This window comes from Vibrio sp. B1REV9 (assembly GCF_905175395.2).
GTDB lineage: Bacteria > Pseudomonadota > Gammaproteobacteria > Enterobacterales > Vibrionaceae > Vibrio > Vibrio alfacsensis.
Window position 1 is genome coordinate 1,182,413 of sequence record NZ_HG992746.1, and the last position, 23,804, is coordinate 1,206,216.

Consider the following 23,804-nt stretch of genomic DNA (forward strand, 5'->3'; position numbering starts at 1 on the left):
CCCGATCGATTAACTCGGGGCTCTGTGTTCGTTCTAGTTCGCTAGCGAGAAGATTACGCCAATGGCGAGTTCTCACAATATTTCTGGTCATTCGCCGTCAGTCTTTGCTTACTCACTTGGCTTAAGTGATAGTGCACCAGCATTAATAAATCATGAGCGTAGAAGAGTTCAAAGGCGTCTTCACCATTTTGTCGACAAATTGCCTCACAGCAATCAGCATGCACTTTGGCCTGCTGTGGGTTACCCGCTTTAAGTAGGCTCATGGCTAGTCGATATTCTGCGCGCTCTTCTTGCATCCACCCCCCAGCGACTTTCCAATATTCAAGTGCCAATGTCGCGGCCTCTAGCATATGTTCTACTTGCGCCTCGGAGCGCGTTTCAAGCTCTTCATATTGACAAGCAAGGTTGTTACCCGTAATCGCAATTGAACGCGCTAACGGCTCAGCAACCGTGCTTGAGTCGATACTATCCGCTGCATTCGCTAACCATGAACTAGCTTGCTCTAGCTCGTTCATCGCCGACAGCTCGTTAGCAATTTGGGCAAATACCCTACGCTGATCGACATCGCCTAGATCAGCAATATGCTCCATATTTTGATCAACAAAGTACTGTGCTACCGATTTAGCTCGTTTACGCGCAAGACATTGCGTTGCAACACCATTTTCGAGCTTATCTAAACTCAAAAGAAATAGATTTGAATCGTGTAAATGACTTATGGCGGTGTGAAGCATTAAAGGCAAGATGCGCTCAGCATGGCTAGTATCTTTCACCTCGCTAAGCGCTTGTTCTAACTGATTGTATGTTTGTTGTGGCTGCGCTTCGTGCTGCTGCCAACTCTGATTAATGAATGCATCAAAATCCGTATTGAAAGACATATCCTTATTATCCTTTTTCATTACTCTGAATCGCTGTTATACCCTACATAAAATCTAAGAAAATAAGGCCACTCTTGCCGGATTCTGGGAGTGGCCTCAACTTACAAGGGCTTGCCTTGCTCCAAAGCGAGCAGACGCTGCTTGCGCTCCACGCCACCCGCATATCCGGTCAATTTTCCACTTTTGCCAATCACACGATGACAAGGCACCACAATTGATATTGGATTCTTACCATTCGCTAGGCCGACGGCCCGTACTGCTTTAGGATTCCCGATGGCATTAGCAAGCTCTTGATAGCTCCATGTTTCGCCATAAGGAATAGTGGTCAGCGCATGCCAAACTTGGGTTTGAAAAGCAGTGCCCGTCGCCGCTAGCGGTAAATCAAACTTGTTACGCAGCCCAGCAAAATACTCTTTCAATTGGGTCACCGTTTGGCGAAGCACGACATGCTGATCATCGCGCTCTCCCAAATCCTCTGGTTTGGTGGTACAAGTTTCAAACCAAATTCCTAGCAACCCTTGCTCATTAGCTTGAATGGTCACTGCGCCTAACGGACTTTGCATTAACGTATAACGTGATTTCATGATTGATTCCATAGGTGAAAAGTCGCGTAACTGCCCCAAGGCGCCGCAGTATGCGCATTCAATGACGGGTAGTTTTGCATCGCTTTCTTAACGACGAGATCTTTATCTAAAAAACAGTCTGGTTGAGATTCGCCTCGCAGCTGTGCGTAGCTCACAGTCCATGGGCCAATTCCTTTTAGAGCAAGCCATTTTTGCGGATCGCTTTCTGGTTCTTGCAACATAAATTGCGCAAAACGAACAAGGGTCTCTTTGCGACTTTGCGGCATACGCAAAAAACAAACATCCGCATTAGCAATCGCCTCCGATGTAGGGAAATGACGCACTGGTTGATCGTGACTCAGCGTTTCTGCCAATAAGTTAAGTTGCCCAATTGCAGCTTTAACAGAAACTTGCTGGCCGAGTATCGCCCTAACTCCGGCTTCCCACGGGTTCCACACTCCGGGAATGCGTATTCCTCGCGTTGTTACCAAGCCTGGTGCAATATACTCAAGGTGCTGTTCGATATTGGAAATGTCCGCATCAAGATCAAACATTCGGCGTACGCCCGAAACCAAAGTCTGTAGCTTGGCTACATCATCAATCTCAAATCCCATCTCCAAATAACCATCTTTCTGAGTGACCTCGAAATACGCTCTACAATCGTCAATCAAAACATAACGTTGATAGGAACTTTCGGTAATCCTCTCCATTCCTTCGATGGCTCTCTGTTGATAAAAGCTAAGCATATGCTGCCAGTTCAATTCGCCTCGATATGGCAACGCAATACGATTCGTTCCTAGGCCATCAAACTCTTTTCTGCGCACTTGTGATGGCGTCAACTTAAGGATTTTCTGAAATGCATCATTAAAACGACGCGTACTATTGAATCCCGCAGCAAAACCCACTTCCGTCACTGTCATTGTGCTCGAATGCAACAATTGCTTAGCAAACATTAATTGTTGGTACTGTGCGTATTGTTTAGGCGCCATCCCCAAATATTTTTCAAACAGCATACGTAGATAGCGGTCGGTTATCCCTAATCGTTCTGATAATGCCACCAAAGACTGCTGATGTAGCGCCCCTTGATCGATCAACTTTATCGCCCGCAGAAATGTCGTCTCCACCCCTTTCCACGCCCAAGAGCCTGGTGCACTGTCAGGACGACAACGCAAACACGGACGATACCCAGCTTTCAGCGCTTGAGTTTTATCAGTGAAGTACTCGACATTTTCTTCCTTGGGTATATTCGCCGGGCATATCGGTCTACAAAAGATCCCGGTTGTTTTTACCGCAACATAAAAACGGCCATCAAAACGGCTATCACGCGCTATTCGTGCTTTTTGACACTGTTCAAAGGTCAGCATGGTGTGAGGATGAATGAGCATCGAATATTCCTAACAGTAGTAACTTACCTAACTATTGCAACCTAACCAACCATTGCAACTTAACTAACTATCGCAACTTCCTAGTTATAAAGACTGACTTAACTATCACAATTGACGGTTGAAGTATTCGACATGGCAGCTTACGATGAGAATGTCATTTGAGTATAAAATGACCGCTTTGCGTGCGCTGGCCATTTTCGGAAATCAATATTGCGAAATTTTGGCTTTCATCACTCAGTACGCTAAGTTTAAATTTAGAAAAAAACAATTTTATATTGGAAAAAACACAACAACGTTGGCTAAAAGGAATTGGCATGGACTTACATACTTGCGTGATCGTTCTAAAAAATCAGAAAGTCATTACCAGCAAATCGGTGGAGCACTCAATAGAAATTCTCGAGCGCGATTCTGATAAGGAAGTTTCTGAAATTCAGATCAACACTACCGATGGCAAAAACATTCGAACCTACCACTACAACTGCGTAGAAGAATCACTAGAAAGCCTAATGAATTTATAAACGGTCTTGGTTTCTCTCATACTTTAGCTGTACCCCATAAAAGAAAACCCCTTGGCACTAAACCAAGGGGTTCTTTTTTACTCTTTGCATTCAGTTTCTACTCATCTGCAGGGATATCGGCAATTTGCTGCAAGCTGTAAGCGGTAAGTGGGTCGATATCTTTTACAATTTCTTCTACCTGCTTAATTGCTTCTACAGACGTGCTAGCTTTGCGATAGCTCAAATAGATAGGACGATACCAATCTTCGATGCCTGACACCTTGTAGAGCTGCCCACTTGCGATAAATGGCTCAACCAAAGACGCTGGTAAGTAAGCACTGCCACCTTTTCCAAAACGAAATCTAACGCGATACGTGCAGTCGATGTTCTTAGGTATGGCGCTGGAATTTTTGGATGACGTTCTGCGTGCTCTGATGCAAAGCGCGTCCCCCAATCCACGTATACGTATTTTTTATCAAACACCGTATCTAGAGAATCAGGCTCGGTAGATACTAATACCAAGACCACATCAGCAACTTTCTTACAATTTAGCTCATCCGCTTTAATCTGATCGAAAGCAAACGCCATATCTAATGTGCGCTCTAAAAGGCTGCGGCTGAGCATTTCACGCCCCATGACTTCCGCCATGAAGCCATAACCACCAAATGAATCCGTGACCACGCTCAGGCAATTTTGCAAATACGCATCCCAAATATTTGGTGTACCCCCCATAGTAAGCTGCAAAGCCTTACCATCTTCAAGTGACAATTCGAGCTTTGCTTGTTGCAAAGTTGTTACCATTACCTCTGCATAACCGATGAGACGCTCACCAGCAGAAGTCAATTTTATGTTATTCCGATCACGAATAAACAATTGCGTATCGAAATAACTTTCTAACTGTTTGATACGAGCACTCACCGCAGCTTGCGTAATATACAAGTTCTCTGCAGCTCGTCCGAAGTGCCGAACCTTTGCCAGCTCTAAAAATGTTCGAAAGACCTTTACATCCATAAACCATCTCCTGGTTAATATAAAACCAGATTAACAACTAATTAAAATCTTGACGACAAAAAAGTTTTGTTTTTCTTTTGATAACTTTGAGCCTAATTTCTGCCGTAATTCACCACATTCATCAATAACGGTTACAGAGGCTGTTGATATGTCTGACACTGAATTTCGTCATGGCAAAAAACGTTTTTACGACAACGTAAAATTCCCACGCGGCTTTGCAAAGTCTGGCGATTTTACTCTTTCAGAAGAGGAAATCCTAACAATTTATGGGGATACTATGCTCGGCCTAGAAACAGGCGAGCTGACTCCTGAGAACAGCGAAGAAAAACACTTCGTAAAAGTTCTAGAAAACCCAGGCAAAGCAAAAACAAAAATTGAGCGCACATGGTTGAAATACACTCAACTGGCTCGAGGTCGCAAACGCTTCCATACGCTAAACGGCCGCAACAAACCTGAAGCGTCGGATGACTATGCAGAAGAGACCTTGGTTGAAGACGATTAATAAATAATGTCTGAGCGTTTACGCTTGTACAAACAAAGATTCGCTCTTGAAGAGTGACGCGAACAACCTTTCTTTTCCAAAAGCCCTCAGGACCTACCCTAAGGGCTTTTTAGTTGATACTCAAACTCGCCAAAAGCACTTGTGGACTCAGGCTCTCTCTTCACTCAGAGCACGAGTGAGAAAAGCAAGTTTTAATATGCCCTACGTTTAACACGCTCTATTTAGCCAGCATCGCAACTTTCTTCAAAAAGCTCTCTTTTAAGTGCTCTTGATCGTATTCCAAGTGATAGGTATTGTGGAAACCTACTTTCAATTCGACACCATTTCCTCGTAGAAATACGTTATATCCATCATAATCAGAAAACGCTTCTACCCCCTCAAAGATTTTGCCAAATTCGGTTGGTGTGCCATTGTTCATAACGCATTCGTACGCTTGCAGTACTTTGCTTGGATCCAATTCATTTTTCATCGCAAGTCCCTCCATAGTACACATACAGTAAGTATGGTTAATAGACCCCATCCATGCCACATTCACACTCGGATTTGTTCAGGAATGAGACATCTCGAAGTGCGACATCTCGAAGGTACAGCCCCCTCTTAACCGAGGTATCAAATCTCATTTTGAAACTTAATTTCAGTGATAAATTTTATTGTCAATATAAGAAGACGCTTTGAATGAACGAGACGACAAAAGTTTGAAGCAAACGTCACAAATGGTCACAAAAACGACATTGGTTAAAGAAAACACAATTTTTTGACCTAAAACAATGGCGGTTCAACAATACTTATTTTATAATGCGAATTAATGTTTCAACACATTCTAAATTCCAATAACTAGGGGCACAAAATGAGACTTATCCCGTTAGCTCAGGCAGCACAAGTAGGCAAGTGGGCAGCAGCACATATCGCTAAGCGCATCAACGACTTCCAACCAACAGCTGAGCGTCCTTTCGTTCTGGGTCTACCAACTGGTGGCACTCCTCTAGCAACTTACAAAGCATTAATCGAACTTTACCAAGCGGGTGAAGTGAGTTTCGAACACGTTGTGACATTCAACATGGATGAGTACATCGGCATTCCTGCGGATCACCCTGAATCATACCGCTCATTCATGTACAGCAACTTCTTCAACCACGTGAACATCAAAGAAGAGAACATCAACCTTCTTAACGGTAACGCGGAAGATCACGAAGCAGAATGTCAACGCTACGAAGACAAAATCAAGTCTTACGGCAAGATCAACCTATTCATGGGCGGCGTAGGCAACGACGGTCACATCGCATTCAACGAACCAGCATCTTCTCTGTCTTCTCGCACTCGCATCAAGACACTGACTGAAGACACTCGTATCGCGAACTCTCGTTTCTTCGATGGCGACATCAACCAAGTTCCTAAATACGCACTAACGATCGGTGTTGGCACGCTGCTAGACGCAGAAGAAGTGATGATCCTAGTAACAGGTCACAACAAGGCACTTGCTCTAGAAGCAGCAGTAGAAGGCAGCGTAAACCACCTATGGACGGTTTCTGCTCTTCAACTTCACCCTAAAGCGGTAATTGTTTGTGACGAGCCTTCACAACAAGAACTTAAAGTGAAGACTGTTAAATACTTCTCTGAGCTAGAAGCGGAAAACATCAAAGGTTTCTAATCCCTCGGGAGGCAACCAAAGATAAACGCTGAATACACAAAACCCGTGAGTCATCACGGGTTTTTTCGTTATTGAAGATTTAGGGATTTAAAAATCGTTAACTCAGCGTTTAATAGGCTTGTATACCAAACAGGCGTAGACGTTTTGGTAATACCTCATCGAGCTTATCTAACTCGCTGGGTTTGACCTCAATGAGATTAAAGTTGTGCTGCTCATACACCGCACGAATCTTCTCTCGCTCCGCTTCTAACATCTCGCCGGTGTCGCTACCCCAAAATTGTAAATAGACTTTGCCACCTGGCAGGTAGAAATCGCTCATGACATCTTGTTCAATTGGCAACTGACGCTCATACGCGTGCACGACACCCGCAAGATAGAGCCAATTGTCGATCAACAGTTCCCCTTTAGAACGAACGTAATGTCCATCCAACGTTCGATGCTTAGCCTCAAACTTCTGGCGAAAACTGGAATACGATTTATCAGTTGAATGGGATTCAGCGTCTTGCCCTAAGAATTCCACCACAGACTGCTTCAGACGCTTATTACGCAGCACAATCTCATGCCAAACGACAAAGGTATTCTGAGAGGCTTTATCTGCTCTCTGTTGGCCTCCTGCACGTATTCCGGCCTCTGTTAGTGTCCACCCCTCTTCAGATTTACTGATCCAACCTAGCTCACTGAGTAATTGATTCATCCGCTTCGCATTGAGATTAAGCTTGTCGCCTAATTGCGTAGCACTGAATGTTTGCCCAGAAGAAAGAGACAATTCGATGTGTAACGTGGTCGGCCAGACGATGAACGGGCCAAATTTAGAGTGCTCAACATACTCACCACCAAACTTGATGCCCTCTTCCGTGAGAATCCAGTTATCCTCTTGGCGAGTGATGTAACCCGCTCGTTTGAGATCAGCAAACAGCTGCTTTGCTTCAACTTGGCGCCGCTTTGCTAATGCTGATGTTGAGATTTTTTCAGACACGTTCCATGTCTCCCGCTACAACCAAAGATGGAATGATATTATCGCATAGATTTCAGGGCTTGAAGTACTCGATACAACTCAAGTAATGGAAGTAGAAAAGTGTTGAAATCTCGCCTGCAAAAGAAAAAAGCCAGTCACATTGGACTGGCTTAGCTAGAAACGAGTGATGGAGTTAACCCTCAGAGAGGTATCAATAAACTTGAGCTAAAGTTATTTAATAAACGAAATACAACCTTGCAAAATCACTAAGTTCACGATGTCGATAAAGAACGCGCCTACGATTGGCACCACCATGAACGCCTGTGGAGACGGGCCAAAACGGTTCACGATTGATCCCATGTTCATTACCGCGGTTGGTGTCGCACCCAGACCAAAGCCACAGTGACCGCTCGCAATCACCGCTGCATCGTAGTTGCTGCCCATCACACGGAATGTCACGTAGTAAGCGAATACCGCTAAAATCACTGATTGCACCGCGAGGATGATAAGGAACGGCACTGCTAAGTCGAAGATGTTCCATAGTTTCAAACTCATCAGTGCCATCGCTAAGAACAGCGAAAGTGATACTGTGCCTAGGATGTCGACCGTTTCAACATCCACTTTACGAACTTTGGTCACTTCCATGATGTTGGTGATCACCACACCAATAAACAGGGCATACACAAAATCCGGAACGGTTAACCATTTAATGCCTAGCGAACTAACCCAATCACCAACGTAGCCAGCACCAGTCACACACAACAAAATGATAGAAAGACCTTCGACAACTTTCTTCGCCGTTACGCGATCTTCTTCGTGCTCGTTGTACGTGACTAATTCCGGGAATCGTTCATGTGTTTGGTTGGTACGCCCATAGTCCGACTCCAAATTACGCTTTTCAATCAAACGTTGTGCAACAGGGCTGCCTATAATGCCACCGACAACCAAACCAAAGGTTGCAGAAGCCATTGCAACTTCAAGCACGTTGTGCAGACCGTACATGTCTTGGAACGTTTGTGACCACGCAGCTCCCGTGCCATGACCACCCGACAAGGTAATCGAACCAGCGATCAGTCCCATTAACGGATCTAAGCCTAATGCTGTTGCCAAAGAAACACCCACAGCATTTTGGATAAGAATGTAAACCGAAGCGACGGCTAAGAAGATAAAGACCTTAGCGCCTCCTTTAATCAACTGCGTGTAATTTGCGGCTAAACCAACCGTTGCAAAGAACATCAGCATAAATGTATTTTGCAATGGCAAGTCGAAGACCAAATCTACACCATTAAAGTGCATTGCCGTGATCGCACAAGCCACAAGCAAACCACCTACGATCGGCTCTGGAATATTGAATTTCTTTAAAATTGGCAGTTTAGCGTTGATGAATTGCCCCAAGAACAACACACAGATTGCGACAAGAAACGACTCTTGTGGGCCAACAGAAATAACCTGATTCATAAAACCTCTTTGCTTCCTTTTTCTCATCCGATGAGTAGCAACTCAACATTTGAGCGGTATTTAGGCAGGTCAGAGTGCCTACTGTGCGTGTACTTTTCTAGGCTACAAAACCCTTTCATTCTCAATTAACGGGAAATGAGTGATATTTTCATTCATTGAATTCTCACTCTGTGATAAAAATACTTTTATTCACTTCTTTAACAAACGTTTTTGCTGATTTTTAGAGCATTCTTAACTCGTGAGAAGTGGACATTTTTAAGTCAAAATCGTTTGGTCAATGCGCATGCGATTGCGCTCTAAATTTACGTGAAATTGCGCTGCAAAGACTTGGCAAAAACCATGCTAGATGACCATCGATGTAGATGGTCACGTGACAAACTACCGAGGTAAGCAAAAGTGGCAAATAATCCGTTGACGCCATTTTGTAATAGCCCTGTTTGTAATAGCTCGTTTGATAAGAACTCATGGTGCGCTCCCCCTCCTAACTCACGTCCAGTTTGACAAAGATGCTAAGCCAATACACTCTGCCAAAAAGAGAGAGTGAGATTGGCTCATATTTTAACTATTCTGGCTACATATTAAGGTGAGCAATGAGCGCATTAGTCCGCGTACAACACGTATCAAAGCGGTATCGTCAGCAGGGAGAAGCTCTGCACGACATCAGTTTTGAACTACATTCAGGTCAAGTACTTGGCTTGCTGGGTCACAATGGCGCAGGTAAATCGACCCTAATCAATGCCCTGCTTGGTGCGCATAATTACCAAGGCACCATTCGTATCAATGGTTTTGAGCCAATGACACAGCGCGACAAAATCATGCAGAGCTTATCTTACATTTCCGATGTTAACGTGCTACCTGATTGGATGACGGTAGCTCAACTGCTTAGCTACACCGAATGCGTCCATCCACGTTTCAACCGCCGAAAAGCGGACACGATGTTGCTTCAAACCGACATCAAGCCTCGCGCTCGCATCCGGTCCCTTTCCAAAGGAATGAAAGTGCAGTTGCACTTAGCTATCGTGATCGCCACCGATACTCAGATTCTCATTTTGGATGAACCAACATTGGGCTTAGATCTGATTTATCGTGACACATTCTATCGTCAACTCTTGGAATGGTTTCAAGATGGCAAGCGAGCGATGATCATCACCAGTCATGAAGTGGCAGAAATTGAGCCATTGCTCACAGATGTGTTGATACTCAAACAGGGGCGTTCTGTCCTGCAAACCTCAATGAAAGACGTGAATAACGATTACTTCATCTTAGAGACAGCCAATGAGCAGCAAGCTCAACAAATAGAGGCTATATCTCCCCTTTCATCACAAAAAGGGTTAGGAACCACCAAGTGGTTGCTATCATCGCAATACGCAGAGTACATCGCTGGGCTAGGTAACGTGCAACGCGCGACGCTAGCGGATCTCTTTTTAGCACTTCAAAAGGAGACCGTGTGATGCGTTCTATTATTACGATGCTACGTAGAGAGTGGATAGAAAACCCGCTCGTTATCCGTATACCTCTGTTCATGTTTGGCTGTGGCGTGCTGCTGTTCGTCAGTTTAATCAGCAGTGCATCCCTACAGCATAATGTGTTGTTCCAAATGAGCATCAGTGGTGATGTGAGTGACATTCATACTGATCTAGGAAATGGCATCAATACATTGGTGTTTGGCGGGATAGGATTATTATCCATCTTGCTTGGTACACAATACTTCCCAAGAACGCTCCGTAAAGAGCGCTCAGAGGGTAGTATCATGTTTTGGCGTAGTATGCCTATTAGTGATGTAAGAACCCACTTAGTGAAGCTGACATTTGGTCTGCTGGTAATTCCTCTCGTATGTTCGCCCCTTGTATTGGCAACCGATACCATGTTGTGGGTACTCAATACCGTCACAGACCATCAATTTGAAGTGCTGTCTCGCCAAGCCTCACTAAGTTATGTACTGATACACTGGATAGAGTTTTTGCTGAGAATGATGGTAGCAGGGGTGCTGTTGTTACCACTAGCGTTAACGGCAATGGCAATATCACAAAAAGTAAACTCACCATTATTGGTTATCCTGATTGGAATCTACGCACTGCGTTGGATGCCGATTGCGATGTTCAACTTCTACGGGTTAGACCAATTCTTTTCGGCGATTTTCTCCCTACCGCTGCATGCGATACTAGCATCGAATCCGTTTAGTGCCATTCCTGAGGCAGGTTGGACAAATGTAGGCATTTACATGTTCATTGGGGTGATGGCGTGGACAGCCAGCATCAAGTTCAGTCGCACTATTTCGTGAGGCAATGTCACTTAAGTTGACAATCAAGATATAAAAAAACGGTCACAACCAAGTTGTGACCGTTTTACTTTTAAAGCAATATCATTTTAACCAAGGAACGAAATGTAGCCTTGCAAAATGATCAAATTAACGATGTCGATGAAAAATGCACCCACAATCGGCACCACCATGAATGCCTGTGGCGACGGACCAAAGCGATTAACAATAGAACCCATGTTCATTACTGCCGTTGGGGTCGCACCCAAACCAAAACCACAGTGACCACCTGCGATAACTGCAGCGTCGTAGTTGCTACCCATCACCTTGAACGTTACGTAGTAGGTGAAGATAGCCAGAATCACTGACTGCACGCCTAGAATCACCAAGAATGGGATTGCTAAGTCGAAGATGTTCCACAATTTCAAACTCATCAGAGCCATCGCTAAGAACAGAGATAACGACACCGTACCTAACATGTCGACGGTTTCCGCGTCCAACTTACGAATCTTGGTCACTTCCAAGAAGTTGGTAATGATCACGCCGATAAACAACGCGTACACGAAGTCAGGGATCATCAGCCATTGAATATCGTAAGTGCTCACCCATTGCTCTACGTACTTAGCACCTGTTACACAGATCAATAGGAAGAACAATTTCTCAACCACTTTTTTCGCGGTTACTTTGTCTTCTTCGTACTCGTTGTATGTGACCAATTCTGGGAATTTCTCGTGAGTTTTAGCATCTCGACCACCACGACCATACTCAGATTCAATGTTGTTCTTTTCGACCAGACGCTGCGCAACCGGACTACCGATGATACCACCGATGATCAGGCCAAATGTCGCTGACGCCATCGCAATTTCCAATACGTTATGTAGTCCATAAACGTCTTGGAAAGTTTGTGACCATGCCGCGCCAGTGCCGTGCCCACCAGATAGCGTAATCGACCCAGCGATAAGCCCCATCAGTGGATCCAATCCTAATGCCGCCGCAAGTGATACACCAACGCCATTTTGAATAATGATGTAAAACGACGCCACCGCTAAGAAGATAAAGACCTTCGCGCCCCCTTTCATCAACTGAGTGTAGTTTGCGGCCAAACCAACAGTCGCAAAGAACATCAGCATAAATGTATTTTGTAACGGTAAATCGAACTCCAGATCGACCCCGTTAAAATGAAGAGCAGTAATGATGCAGGCAACAATCAAGCCCCCGACAATCGGCTCAGGTATGTTGAATTTCTTTAAGATCGGTAGCTTAGCATTAATGAAATGCCCCAGGAAAAGCACACTGATCGCAACCAAAAAGGACTCCAGTGCACCTACAGATATTAAATGATTCATATCGCCTCTTATTATTGTTCTCTTCATCCTCCGTAATGATTGAGTGTTAGTTTAACCTTCGTTCAATAGCAAATTTTAGCGCTATATTTCTACGAAAATACTCAAAAGGTTGTGTAAATGCGCCTTAGGCTAGTTTAAGGGACGGTCGTTAAGCGGTGTTCTTATTTAAGCGCTATTCGCAAGCCCTAAAATGTAAAAGGAGCCTGTCCAGCTCCTTCTTGTCGTCTTCACATCCAAAGCAAAATGACGGCTTGTTGTGGATAGACATAATGTTGTGAGTATTGTTCGCGTGACGCTTTCTGAGCCACTATCGGGCTCCCTTACTTAAACAGAAAACGTCATTACTATCGACAAAGTTCCTTTCCCGTTATAACGACTAGAGCGCCAAAATGGCGCTCTAACAGCTCGATTTGCTTGTATCCCATCGTAGTTTACATACTCTGACTCATGGTGATTAAAACGAGCCGAATCCCGGGAAATACTCAAGCTTGTAACAAGTCATCTCGTTACAACGGAACCGAATTATATCATATCTCTGATAATTTTCCTCATTTCAGTGACATTCACCACATATATAAATAAATCTCGATATTATTAGCTACCCAAGAGACTTTGATTTAATGGCTCTCTCTAGTGAGAACAACGCCATATTCAAGCCAAAAAAAGAGCGCCTCAATTGAGCCGCTCACTTTAACTTTCCCCAAAATTGTCAGTGACTTAATGTCGCCTACCTACATAATTAAAAACGGTAGTTCATACCCACAGACATCAAAGACTCTTGAACGTCATAGAAATCAATATTGGAATCATTGTTGTTAAAACCCGCTAGCACAACAAGTGACCAATCATTCCAATCCATAAAATCAATTTTCTCATACGCAAAGAACACGCCCGCTTCACTATTTTCACGTTTAACGCCATAGAGCGGGTTGGTTTCATCGTAATCACGATTGGTGTATTTTGCCGTCAATGCAAATCGATGCTCGTTAAGCACTTTAAAATAAGAAATTTCCGCCCCTAGACCACTCGAAGAGAATGCATCACCGTCAGCATTAATTTTGGTTAACGTTACCGATGGACGTAAAGATGACGTTTTGTCTAACTGAAGCTGGTAAGAGCCTTTTAGATAGAATGAAGAACTGTCACGAGAGAGAAGATCTCGTTGTGACTCACTCAGACCTAGCCCTTGTCCCGATTTCTCATTTTCTACATCTTTCACTGCAAAAGCAGTATCAAGACTAAAATTTGTACCGTTGACATTGGTTAACTTTAAGCGGAAAGCGTTGCCAGACTCTTCCGTTTTTGAACGATTTACTTTAGTCGCGTAAGGATCTGCCCAAACGTCTTTATTAACAAGGGTCGGTAAGATAGAAAGATCCAGAACCATACCATCAGACAATGCTTGACGGTAACCCAGCTCAATCGCCAAATCACCTACGGCTAAGTCATCACGGGATACACCAAAGTAAACTTGCTTATCAAGCCCCGAAAAAGTGTACGCCGCATTACCTAGCGGAAATAGAAACGCATTATTTTTATCACCCGCACGCTGATATGGACTAGAAATCGATTTATCGCCACCAGTGTATAAATTGGAGCTAATTTGACTAAAACCGATGCTTGCAGATACTTCACCACTAAGGCCAGGAGCACTTGCCAAATTAGCCATCGATGGTAATGAAACCATCGCAAGCGGTAAAAGAGAGAATCTAATTTTCATGAATAACCTTTATTAACACCGGACAGACAGCAGAACTTAAGCAGCGTTGACATCACGAATCAGTGAAATCATGAATAAAGGCAGGGTCATTTACCCCACGGTCAATGCGCATTCTGAACGTTCAAAGAGAACAAAAGGGCGAACTGTACACAGGTCATTTAAAGGCAAACAAACTCAATGGTTTATCGTAACCATAGCAAACGCTTATTAGCAGGATGTTGAAGTGATAGTTCTCGCGAAAATAGGGATAAAAACGACGTCTCAAGAGTGCACATTCAAGAGTAACCATTCCGAACACGAGTTTCAGATAGGCAGACTTATTCGGTCCCTTTTGTACTCAAGAGCGAAAACTGGCTTTTCCAAATCACCAAATAACTGGCATCTGCACGCTCTAAGAACTGTCTTAATTCTTCCATAAATACGCTAAACCTGGACGGGAGGTACTGACGTGAACGGTATACCGCATACATTTGTCCCCACTGTCCGTAATGCCCATCAAACAAATCTACAAGGTAATTCTCCGAGATATAAGCCCTTACTTGATCTTCAGGCACCAACGCAATCCCCATCCCAGACATCGCAAGATTACTGGCAACATCGACAGAATCGGTGGAAATAACACCATTGACTTCAACCAACCCACACTCTTTCGCCTCTCCTTCCCAGTACCAGCTGGATTCAGGCTTTGGCGAATTAGTATTAGTAATGCATTGATGTTTCGACAGCTCTTGGGGATGACGAGGACGACCAAATCGCTCAATGTATTCCGGCGAAGCGACAAAGATGCGGCGATACTTGATCAAAGGCTTCGCGATCAATGACAAATCATCAGGAAGCAGTGGTGAGATCATGATGTCGCATTTGCTCATATCGCGTAATAACGTCGGATGAAGTGTAGTCAAATGCAAACGAATATTAGGATGACGCTGGGAAAATTCTCTAAAAAAGCCTTGGCTTAACCAGCGAGCCATAGGATGAAGCAAACCAATCGAAATGTCCCCGCGAATCGAATCTGACGTATCGTGAAGACCGTCTACGGTGTTATCGAGATCCTGCAAAATACGCTGACACGTTTCCAGGAAGACCCCGCCTTGAGGCGTCAGGTGAATCTGGCTCCCTCCTCGATGGAACAATCGTAGCTTAACCGACTGTTCTAATTGACTAATTTTCCGGCTTAGCGTTGGCTGGCTGATGTTGAGCGCATCGGCCGCTTCGGTAAAGCTTAATTTGTCTGCCAATAAGCAAAACATTCGTAAAGTATCGAGCTGTAACGACATGGGAGAAATGAGTAAGAAAAGAAAGCAAAACTCTATCAGATAAACGTCAAACTACAAAAAGACATTAAAGATAACAGCTTGCTACCATTTATTTAAATTTAAGTTAAAACCAATTTATTCAATAAGTTAACGCTAATCCACTTTCTAAATTTAAGAAAATACTTCAACCAACATCACCTTATGCAGATTCTAAATAAGAGCGATGCACAAAGCGTCATTTCCTTACGATTTGTCATTCATATACTCGCCCGTGAAAAACTATTACAACTTATGACAAAAATATGAAAATAAATATGTGCAGTGCAGCCATCATTGGTTGTCTATCACTGAGCGCAACAGCTCAAGCAGTGGAAATTTCAACACCTGAATTTTACGGTTCTGTACGTGCTCAAGCGGCATTTCAAGAAGGCAATGACTACACCACCGATATCTACCAAGCGGAAGCGGGTCTTGTCGGTTTTGTACCCGTTTATGATTTTAATTTGCGCTACCAACTGGAAGCGGAATATTCAGAATCAATGCCAAAACTTAATGCAAAAGGCGAAAAAGCTGACGACAACGATCTGATTGTTCGTGAAGCAAACATCATCATGATGAGCAAAAAATGGGGTGGAACGTTTATTGGTTCAGGTACAACCGGTACTTGGGCTGACCTTTACAGCAAAATCGACATTTTTGAAAGCAACAACATGGAACGCCATAGCGATAACCTCCTATTTGGCGGTAAACGCTACTCGACCAATCAGTTTGCATTAATCACTCCTCATTTTGGTCCTTTCCATTTTAAAGCGGCGATCGTTTCTCCTGACGAACACAACGATGAAGATGCTGACATTCTTGGCCTTCGCGCGTTATACAACCAAGGCAACTTTAGTCTTGTTGTAAACCAATCGCTGACTTCTAAAGAGATGCTTGGTGGTGCAGAAGAAGACAGCCAACGCACGATCGTGGCGACGAGCTACAACTGGGACCAGCTCTACCTAGGAGCAGTTGCAGAGTTTGACTATGACGCACCGTTTGGTAAACGCAACGTATACGGCATTTCCGGTAAATACACCTATGGTGATACCTCAATGAGTTTGGGCTACCAATTCGCCGATTGGAAAGACGCTAATCGCGATGATGAGTCTTTGGTGATCGCCAACGTGAATCATAAATTCAACGCTCACTTCTCTGTTTTTGCGGAAACGGCTTTCTACGGGGAAGAGAACACGGCCCCTGAAACGAGCGCTAAAGGCGACAACGTCAACTTAGGTTTGATTGTTTCTTTCTAATCCCTTGTAAGGACCTCAACAATGAAACGTACTCTTCTCGCCCTCATGCTGGGTTTGAGTAGCACCATGGCAAGCGCATCGGTCACCGTCAGTGACTGTGTGATCCGCGAGCCCGCTCCAGGAGCAGACAAAACTGGGCTTTACTTCACACTGACCTACCAGCCAGATGAAGAAACCCAATCTCTTCGCTTGCCAGCCCCTGAAGCCCTGTATGGTGCCGTCGTGCCACAACTGACGAGCCATACCGAATTGCACGATATGAAGCATGTTGATGGTGTCATGACTATGACGCGCATTCCTCAACTTCCTGTTAAACCAGGCAGCACGGTCACGCTCAAGCCAGGCGGCCATCATGTCATGCTGTTCGATCTAAAACAGCGCCCAGTTGCAGGTGAAGAGTACGATGTTGAGCTGTGGTTAGCATTCGCTCCGGAAGCGACGTGTAAAGCGGTGGTCAAAACGTCCGCGCAGTTAGCGCAAGGAGCGCAAAAATGAAATCACTTTTGAAACAAATCCGCACGGTACGTGGCGCAGTCATTGCGACCTTAGTCACCGCTGGCGCAGGCATCGGCTTATTGGCCTCTCTGCCTGCCAGCGAAGTGCTGCACGCTTTTAGCACCAATGAGTACTGTGGCACTTGTCATACCATGGAACCAGCGGCTGAAACATTCGCGCGTAGTATCCATGGCGGTAATAACAGCCAAGGTTTTGTGGCTGACTGTGTCTCGTGTCACCTACCAGATTCCAATGTGGTCGATGAACTGTGGGTAAAAGGCACGTCTGGCATGCGTCACCTATTCGGCGAATACGTCCTGCAGATGGAAGCGTTAGACTACGATGAACTGCATCCAAAACGCACCGAATATGTCTTCGACTCCGGTTGTGAAAGCTGCCATAAGACACTGGAAGATCGTGCAGAAATTGCCACCAGCAAATCACCAATTTCCGATCAAACCCACCAATGGCATTTGCACGTAAAGACAGTGATCCGAACTGGCAATGCTCTAGCTGCCACTACGACATTGCCCATCCTGGCCTAAAACGCGAAATGCGCTTACGAGAAGAAGAACGTATGCGTGATATCGCGACACTTCTTGGAGTAGAAAACAATGGATAAGTGCTTCAAACCAAACAAACTTGCCATCAGCTTACTGGCATTGGGGGCCGTGGCATTCGGTGCCGTCGCAGAAAGCACAAAAGTAACGGATATCGACAACGGCTATGAAGATTACACCATTCGTCGAACGCCTGCAGACCTTACCGCGCAAGAACGCCAAGTGGCTAACCGTAACATCTATGCTTGTTACTTAGGCTGTCACCGCCCAGCCGTTGAAGAAGTGCCAGAAACCTTAAGCCCGAAATTAGAAGGTTTTGACCCACAGTACTTCTACAACCAATTTGTCGATATGGACATGGAGCGCCAAGCTGGGGTCTCATCTCAGATGAAAGAGTACGTTTACACGATCCCACCAAAAGAGATCGCAGACTTATCTCTGGTACTTAGCGAACGTAAAATGAAGTGGAATCCTCGTTCTGATGTGGTGAAAAGTGAGGCCTATGCTCGTGGTAAGCAAAAATACGATGCCAGTTGTAAAATGTGTCACGGTGAGCAAGGCGCTTCAACTAATCCGGCTTACCCACCACTAAAAGGTCAGATGCCCGCTTACGTGTTTGAGCAAATGACCGCATACCGCGATGGCAAGCGCACCAACCGTCAAGCGGCTATCATGGTACCGTTTGCCAAAATGCTCAGCGAAGACGATTACGCAGATATCGTGGCGTACGTAACGGGAATGGAATACACCCCGATTGAACGCCAAGAGTTCATCACAGGTAAAGGCATGCCACCCGTTGAGGGCTTCGTACTGCCAGACACAGGCCAAATCCAAAACTTCATCGACATGCACGGTGAAGACAACGACTACCCACAAAACCCGATGAGCTACACCATCAGTGAGTCAGGCAAAACCGTGGTCGACAACAACACCAAGTTGGTCTGGGAGCGCGATTCCTCTCGCCTTTGGATGACGGCAAAAGAAGGTGAACAATACTGTGCGGATCTTGAGCTAGATGGCTACGACGATTGGCGCTACCCACTAATGAAAGAACTGCAAAGTATCGCAGACTTAGGCGAATTCCGCCCTGCGATCAACACTGAGGCATTTCTAAACATGCCACGCTTAAGCTCGGGTGTATGGGGCTTCCCAGTAAGTGACCATCCAGATCACGCTTGGCACATTGGCTTCCCTGAGGGTCACATCATGGGCCAACACACGGCATCTACAAAACTGGTTCGTTGTGTACGTGCTGACAACGGGGCAGCATACCACAACATGAGTTATGTCGATAATGGTGACGGTACGGTAACAGAAAAAGTGACCGACCGTATGTGGCAACAAAAGATCGACTACAAGCGCCGTAACTGGTTAGACTCGATCGAATACTGTGAAAACTTAGACTACGCAGGCTATAACGACTGGCGCTTGCCAAACATTAAGGAGTTGGTGTCGATTGTAAACTACAACAAAACCTCACCAGCCATTGATGAAGAGTTTTTCCCGAATACGCCGATTAAGTACTTCTTCTGGAGTAGCTCAACCGACTTACCGGGGCCAACGCTGTTTGTGCGTCCTCTACCGCCACGTAAGAAAGATCAAACCCCAGAAATGCTTGATCATCGAAACGATAAAGGTAACAAAGGCTGGGCGCAAGGCTACCAAATCGGCTCAGGTCTTGGCATGAGCAAAGATGTTGAGTTCTACGCTCGCTGTATTCGCAATCCATAACCACACAATGCCCCCGCTCTGGGGGCATTTGCTTTTTCGCAATAGTTTCTCATGAAGATAGTTTCTAATTAAGGCACCTATATGGCTCTCAAACTTTCCCTATTTAGCACCCTGCTACTCGCTAGCACTGTGAGTACCACCAGCTTGGCTGACGAACCAGGTCGCTACGATGACGGTGCTCGTTGGGCGTTCATTACTGACCAAACATCAAACCAAGTGGCGGTCGTCGATACATTCGAACACGCTCATGTCGACACCCTATCCATGCAAGTGATTCCAACCATGATGGAAGTCTCTGATGTACAAGACATGTTGCTGTATATCGACGGCAAAACGGCTAAGGTTTACGTCTATGATTTGGTGGCAAAAAAACACTGGAGCATGGATGTCGAGTCCGTACCTGAGGCAATAATTGTTGCTCCAGATGGCGCACGTTTAGCCGTCGCGTTAAAAGATAAAATCATCATGATCGAGCCACTGACTGGCCGTTACTTAGAGACCATTCCCAACCTTGCTCAGCCTTACAGCGTCAACTTCGACACCGGTGGCTATAACCTTTACATCACTGAACAAAACAGTGGACGCACACTCATTTGGCGCGTGCACGATGCCGCAACGCGAGAAATTCAACTGGGCAGTGGTGGCAAAGTATCCGAAGTGACCCTTTCTCCTGACGCTCGCCTTGTGATGGTCGGAGATCTCAACAAAAACACCGTGACGGTTTGGGATCTCTTTATGGAGCAAGAATTCGCTAAGATCACGCTCGAAGATACGCCTTGGCGTCCGTATGTGAGTTCAGACAGCGAGCACATGATCTTAGCCGCTGAGAACGGTCAAGGTTTAGTAGTGAACAGTTGGAGTGGCCAAACGGTGAAAAAGATCGACTTTAAAGATCAAACCACCGAGATCCGTACTGGCTGGCTTGAGTCCATCGGCGTAGTTGCAACAAAAAGTGGCGTTAACGTGTTTAACCTGACCAATGACAAACCGACCAAACACTTTGCGCTTAATGCACCGTTAGGAGACGTCGTAGTAGTTGCGGACTCCAAAACCTTATTTGCCACCCAAGGTAACAGCAGCGCGCTATTGGTTCTTGATCTACGCAAAGAAACACTGCTTGCACCGCTAGAAACTGGTCTGAAAAAACCACACCTCATCGCGATGGGGTTAACTAACACCATTTGTCACTAGGAGCGACCATGAAACTCATCTCGTCTTTCATTCTCACCACATCGCTAGCATTCAGTGCCATCAACGCCTATGCCGCGCCACTCACATTCACCCTTAGTGAATCAAAACAAGGCACTACGACACAAGTAACGGAAGAAAGCTATAAAGATCAATACCTTTTTGTGGCAATCGGTTATACCTCATGTCCAGAAATCTGCCCCACCACCGCGCTCGATATGGCAGGCGTGATGCATCGGCTCGGTAACAAAGCAGAGTTGGTCACTCCTCTGTTTATCTCCATCGATCCTAACCGCGATACGGCCGATAACTTGGCACAATACGTACAGTATTTTCACCCTAAATTAGTTGGTTTAGTGGGCAACGAGGAACAAACCAAAGCCGTCGCAAAATCTTTGCGTGCAACTTACGGCTACTCTCGTGATGGAAAGCCCGTCTATGCCCCTTTACCGGAGCTATACGAAGTTTTTCACTCAACTTATCTGTACTTATATGGACCAGATCGTGAGTTGATCGATGTTTATGGTTATGGTGATGGCTCCGAGAAAATCGCCAAAGCCATGCTCAAAGAACTGCCAGCGAAGTAACTTGTATGTCTAAAAACCTCAAACGATCTTATGCGATGTTCACCTTGATCATGCTTTCGGTTTTTGGCGTTAATACTGACAGCTTGGCCAGCCAGTGCCCAACACCAGCACCTTTTACGCCAGTGACCATTGCATCGGAAAACTTACCTAACGCAATACAAAAGCCAATCCATTCGCCAGTGAGTGTCGTTAATCTCTGGGCAATATGGTGCGCACCATGCAGAAAAGAGCTGCCAATGCTGGTGGAACTGCATCGCGCTCTAGAAGATAATGTCTCATTGAGTGCTATCCACGTTGGAGCGATGAACGAGCAAGTGACCAACACCATAGAGACACTTGGCGCAACCAAACTCAATCAAGGCCATATGGATGACTTTTCCCAGTTAAACCAGATCGGGATTCACGGATTACCTGCCACCTTAATCATGCTCCAAGGTGAGGTGCGATACATTGGCAATGGATACCTTGCTGAGTCGATGGAGAATTATCAGCAATGGCTGCTGTGCTTAGAGGAAAATATCGGTGAAAGTTAATCATATAATGGCGTTCATCGCCGTCAGCTTGCTTCCGCTGTCTGTGGCTCATGCTCAAAGTGATCCAGTCTACGATCAAGGGGAAGCGCTCTATATCAATCCTGGGAGGGGAGGTTGTGGACAGTGTCATGGCGTATCGGGTAATGAACCAGTCATGCCACTGTATCCAAAAATTGGCGGTCAATCAGAACAATACCTCTACAATCAAATGATCGACTATCGAGAGAAGCGACGCAAAAACGGCTTGTATATTCCTATGGAGGTGGCGATGCAGCCATTCAGCGATGAAGAAATTCGCGCCATGGCAGTGTATCTAACAAAACAACGGGTGTTTTAACCACGAACCGTAGGCAGCCTACTCCCAAGACAAAAAGAGTCACCATCGGTGGCTCTTTTTACATTTAAGCATCGACAATTCACATGCATAACATTGGTTATAGCTATTCTTGACTGATGCGGCCGCGTATAATGCCGCCAACGTAGCACCCACAAGGGCAAACAAGATGATTATTATGACCACCAATTTCGGTGACATCGAGATTGAACTGAACCTAGAACGAGCACCAGTTAGCTCAAAGAACTTCAAAAAATACTGTGAAGATGGCTTCTACAACGGCACCATTTTCCACCGCGTTATCGATGGTTTTATGATCCAAGGTGGCGGTCACACCGAAGACATGGCAGAAAAGCCAACACGCGCCCCTATCGCGAACGAAGCAAACCGTGGTTTAAAGAACCTTGTTGGCACTATCGCAATGGCGCGTACCGATGCACCGCACTCTGCAACGGCTCAGTTCTTCATTAACTTGGAAGACAATGATTTTCTAGACCACACCGCAACCACTAACCTAGGCTGGGGTTACGCGGTGTTTGGTAAAGTGACCGCGGGTATGGATGTCGTAAACCGCATCGCGAAAGTGAAAACGACCTCTAAGCTTGGTCACGATGATGTGCCATGCGATCCCATCATTATTGAGAAAGTGACAGTCAGCGAATAAGCCCATTCGCCTCTTGGTAGAAATCGTCGCAATAAAACGAAAAAAGCGCCTAATGTCTTATGAATTAGGCGCTTTTTGTTTTTGTTGCTGAAAAAAAGAGCAGCGAGTTTACAGTGTAAAGAGTGAGCAGTTCTAGCGATTACATCCCTTTGAACAAACTTTGAGATGCACGGCTCACAGCGAGCTTGTTTTCTCCGACGTGAACAAACATTCTGCCTGCAAAGTCTTTGTTTACTTTGCTAATTTTGCACACTTGCACCACGCTTGAACGGTGCACTTGCCAGAACTGTTCTGGGTTAAGCTGCCCTATCAACTCTTTCAACGAGGTGCGAATCAAATACTCCTGCACTTTGCCTTGTCCTTGTTGGGCATATACAGAAACGTATTTTTCTTCCGCTTTGAAATACAACACATCAGACGTAGCAATCAGATGAATATCTTCCCCTTGCGTCGCTTTGATCCACTGAAGATATTGCGGCGTTTGTGGCGCGGATAATTGTTGTAACTGTTCTAACAGGCTGCTCATCTGCACATTACTGCTTTCTTGCTCTCGCTTAGCAAGGCGTGCTTTCACTCTTTCACACGTCGTCAGCAGGCGCTCATCCGAGATAGGCTTGAGCAAATAATCGGCGGCATTTTGTTCAAAGGCTTTGATGGCGTAATCATCGTACGCAGTGACAAACACAATCAAAGGTGGATTGGCGAGTTGATTGAGTTTTTGCGCTAGTGTCATGCCATCCAGAACTGGCATACGAATATCAAGAAACGCAATGTCAGGTTGGTTTTGCTCAATGGCTTGCAACGCTTGTTCACCATCCGCGACTTTGGCTATCACCTCTAGCTCTGGCCACACTTCAGCTAGGCTTTTATCAAGATGGCGCCTCAATAGCGGTTCATCATCAGCAATAATGGCAGTAAACCCTGTATTCATTCCTTTCTTCCTT

The 23,804-nt window shown here is 45.3% G+C and carries 24 protein-coding genes and 1 pseudogene; 14 read left to right on the top strand and 11 right to left on the bottom strand.

Annotated elements, in window-relative coordinates:
• Positions 1 to 53 precede the first annotated feature (53 nt).
• The 3 genes from KHN78_RS19360 to KHN78_RS19370 form a co-directional block, all read right to left on the bottom strand.
• Complete coding sequence (locus KHN78_RS19360) at positions 54 to 875, bottom strand: hypothetical protein (protein ID WP_211918232.1); 822 nt, start codon at positions 873 to 875, stop codon at positions 54 to 56.
• A gap of 101 nt (positions 876 to 976) precedes the next feature.
• Positions 977 to 1,459 carry a methylated-DNA--[protein]-cysteine S-methyltransferase gene (locus KHN78_RS19365; RefSeq protein ID WP_211918234.1) on the bottom strand — a complete coding sequence of 161 codons (483 nt, stop codon included), beginning with the start codon at positions 1,457 to 1,459 and terminating at the stop codon, positions 977 to 979.
• Positions 1,456 to 2,823 carry a DNA-3-methyladenine glycosylase 2 family protein gene (locus tag KHN78_RS19370; RefSeq protein WP_211918236.1) on the bottom strand — a complete coding sequence of 456 codons (1,368 nt, stop codon included), beginning with the start codon at positions 2,821 to 2,823 and terminating at the stop codon, positions 1,456 to 1,458. Before KHN78_RS19370 ends, KHN78_RS19365 begins: the two co-directional genes overlap by 4 nt.
• Before the next feature lie 314 nt (positions 2,824 to 3,137).
• Here KHN78_RS19370 and KHN78_RS19375 point away from each other — a divergent pair, with 314 nt between their 5' ends.
• A complete protein-coding gene (locus KHN78_RS19375; protein ID WP_128812416.1) occupies positions 3,138 to 3,341 on the top strand; it encodes a hypothetical protein in 204 nt (67 codons plus the stop codon).
• A gap of 97 nt (positions 3,342 to 3,438) precedes the next feature.
• Here the strand turns inward: KHN78_RS19375 and KHN78_RS19380 are convergent.
• A pseudogene (locus KHN78_RS19380) lies at positions 3,439 to 4,331 on the bottom strand (LysR family transcriptional regulator).
• Positions 4,332 to 4,479: 148 nt separating this feature from the next.
• Here KHN78_RS19380 and KHN78_RS19385 point away from each other — a divergent pair.
• Entirely contained in the window at positions 4,480 to 4,833 is a 354-nt protein-coding gene (locus KHN78_RS19385) for a DUF413 domain-containing protein (RefSeq protein WP_128812414.1), read from the top strand.
• 217 nt (positions 4,834 to 5,050) lie between these two features.
• Here the strand turns inward: KHN78_RS19385 and KHN78_RS19390 are convergent, their stop codons facing one another.
• The gene (locus KHN78_RS19390; RefSeq protein ID WP_128813485.1) at positions 5,051 to 5,302 is read right to left on the bottom strand and encodes a DUF3081 domain-containing protein; all 252 of its coding nucleotides are present in this window, start codon (positions 5,300 to 5,302) and stop codon (positions 5,051 to 5,053) included.
• Between the two features lie 378 nt (positions 5,303 to 5,680).
• On the opposite strand from KHN78_RS19390, the gene nagB reads away from it, so the two are divergent.
• Positions 5,681 to 6,481, top strand: coding sequence for a glucosamine-6-phosphate deaminase (gene nagB, locus KHN78_RS19395; RefSeq protein ID WP_211918238.1), 801 nt, complete (start codon positions 5,681 to 5,683; stop codon positions 6,479 to 6,481).
• Positions 6,482 to 6,590: 109 nt separating this feature from the next.
• On the opposite strand, the gene KHN78_RS19400 is transcribed toward nagB, so the two are convergent.
• The gene (locus tag KHN78_RS19400) at positions 6,591 to 7,457 is read right to left on the bottom strand and encodes a glycerol kinase (protein ID WP_211918240.1); all 867 of its coding nucleotides are present in this window, start codon (positions 7,455 to 7,457) and stop codon (positions 6,591 to 6,593) included.
• 210 nt (positions 7,458 to 7,667) lie between these two features.
• A complete protein-coding gene (gene gltS, locus KHN78_RS19405) occupies positions 7,668 to 8,894 on the bottom strand; it encodes a sodium/glutamate symporter (protein ID WP_211918242.1) in 1,227 nt (408 codons plus the stop codon).
• Between the two features lie 590 nt (positions 8,895 to 9,484).
• On the opposite strand from gltS (KHN78_RS19405), the gene KHN78_RS19410 reads away from it, so the two are divergent.
• Positions 9,485 to 10,345, top strand: a complete 861-nt coding sequence (locus tag KHN78_RS19410; RefSeq protein ID WP_211918244.1) for an ABC transporter ATP-binding protein — start codon at positions 9,485 to 9,487, stop codon at positions 10,343 to 10,345.
• Positions 10,345 to 11,175 (top strand): hypothetical protein, encoded by an 831-nt coding sequence (locus KHN78_RS19415; protein WP_211918247.1) that lies wholly within the window; start codon positions 10,345 to 10,347, stop codon positions 11,173 to 11,175. The genes KHN78_RS19410 and KHN78_RS19415 overlap by 1 nt, the downstream gene beginning before the upstream one ends.
• 86 nt (positions 11,176 to 11,261) lie before the next feature.
• On the opposite strand, the gene gltS (KHN78_RS19420) is transcribed toward KHN78_RS19415, so the two are convergent.
• The 3 genes from gltS (KHN78_RS19420) to KHN78_RS19430 all read right to left on the bottom strand — a co-directional run bounded on the left by gltS (KHN78_RS19420) (position 11,262) and on the right by KHN78_RS19430 (position 15,494).
• The gene (gene gltS, locus KHN78_RS19420; protein WP_128812373.1) at positions 11,262 to 12,497 is read right to left on the bottom strand and encodes a sodium/glutamate symporter; all 1,236 of its coding nucleotides are present in this window, start codon (positions 12,495 to 12,497) and stop codon (positions 11,262 to 11,264) included.
• A gap of 739 nt (positions 12,498 to 13,236) precedes the next feature.
• Positions 13,237 to 14,217 carry a DUF2860 domain-containing protein gene (locus KHN78_RS19425; protein ID WP_211918249.1) on the bottom strand — a complete coding sequence of 327 codons (981 nt, stop codon included), beginning with the start codon at positions 14,215 to 14,217 and terminating at the stop codon, positions 13,237 to 13,239.
• Positions 14,218 to 14,534: 317 nt separating this feature from the next.
• Positions 14,535 to 15,494, bottom strand: a complete 960-nt coding sequence (locus tag KHN78_RS19430; RefSeq protein WP_211918251.1) for a LysR family transcriptional regulator — start codon at positions 15,492 to 15,494, stop codon at positions 14,535 to 14,537.
• Positions 15,495 to 15,775: 281 nt separating this feature from the next.
• Here KHN78_RS19430 and KHN78_RS19435 point away from each other — a divergent pair, with 281 nt between their 5' ends.
• From KHN78_RS19435 to KHN78_RS19475, 9 genes are all read left to right on the top strand, one after another.
• A complete protein-coding gene (locus tag KHN78_RS19435; RefSeq protein WP_211918253.1) occupies positions 15,776 to 16,768 on the top strand; it encodes a porin in 993 nt (330 codons plus the stop codon).
• 21 nt (positions 16,769 to 16,789) lie between these two features.
• Positions 16,790 to 17,263 (top strand): copper chaperone PCu(A)C, encoded by a 474-nt coding sequence (locus tag KHN78_RS19440; protein ID WP_211918255.1) that lies wholly within the window; start codon positions 16,790 to 16,792, stop codon positions 17,261 to 17,263.
• Entirely contained in the window at positions 17,260 to 17,808 is a 549-nt protein-coding gene (locus tag KHN78_RS22175) for a cytochrome c3 family protein (protein WP_411912352.1), read from the top strand. Before KHN78_RS19440 ends, KHN78_RS22175 begins: the two co-directional genes overlap by 4 nt.
• A 69-nt stretch (positions 17,809 to 17,877) precedes the next feature.
• Positions 17,878 to 19,554 carry a DUF1566 domain-containing protein gene (locus KHN78_RS19450; protein ID WP_211918257.1) on the top strand — a complete coding sequence of 559 codons (1,677 nt, stop codon included), beginning with the start codon at positions 17,878 to 17,880 and terminating at the stop codon, positions 19,552 to 19,554.
• Positions 19,555 to 19,635: 81 nt separating this feature from the next.
• Positions 19,636 to 20,745 carry a YncE family protein gene (locus KHN78_RS19455; protein ID WP_211918259.1) on the top strand — a complete coding sequence of 370 codons (1,110 nt, stop codon included), beginning with the start codon at positions 19,636 to 19,638 and terminating at the stop codon, positions 20,743 to 20,745.
• 8 nt (positions 20,746 to 20,753) lie between these two features.
• On the top strand, positions 20,754 to 21,329 hold the full coding sequence (locus KHN78_RS19460) for an SCO family protein (RefSeq protein ID WP_211918261.1): 576 nt from the start codon (positions 20,754 to 20,756) through the stop codon (positions 21,327 to 21,329).
• 5 nt (positions 21,330 to 21,334) lie between these two features.
• Positions 21,335 to 21,862 (top strand): TlpA family protein disulfide reductase, encoded by a 528-nt coding sequence (locus tag KHN78_RS19465; protein WP_211918263.1) that lies wholly within the window; start codon positions 21,335 to 21,337, stop codon positions 21,860 to 21,862.
• Complete coding sequence (locus KHN78_RS19470; protein ID WP_223917801.1) at positions 21,852 to 22,199, top strand: c-type cytochrome; 348 nt, start codon at positions 21,852 to 21,854, stop codon at positions 22,197 to 22,199. The genes KHN78_RS19465 and KHN78_RS19470 overlap by 11 nt, the downstream gene beginning before the upstream one ends.
• Positions 22,200 to 22,365: 166 nt before the next feature.
• Complete coding sequence (locus tag KHN78_RS19475; protein ID WP_005448882.1) at positions 22,366 to 22,860, top strand: peptidylprolyl isomerase; 495 nt, start codon at positions 22,366 to 22,368, stop codon at positions 22,858 to 22,860.
• A 139-nt stretch (positions 22,861 to 22,999) separates the two neighbouring features.
• On the opposite strand, the gene KHN78_RS19480 is transcribed toward KHN78_RS19475, so the two are convergent.
• Complete coding sequence (locus KHN78_RS19480; RefSeq protein ID WP_006740916.1) at positions 23,000 to 23,791, bottom strand: LytR/AlgR family response regulator transcription factor; 792 nt, start codon at positions 23,789 to 23,791, stop codon at positions 23,000 to 23,002.
• Between the last annotated feature and the right edge of the window lie 13 nt (positions 23,792 to 23,804).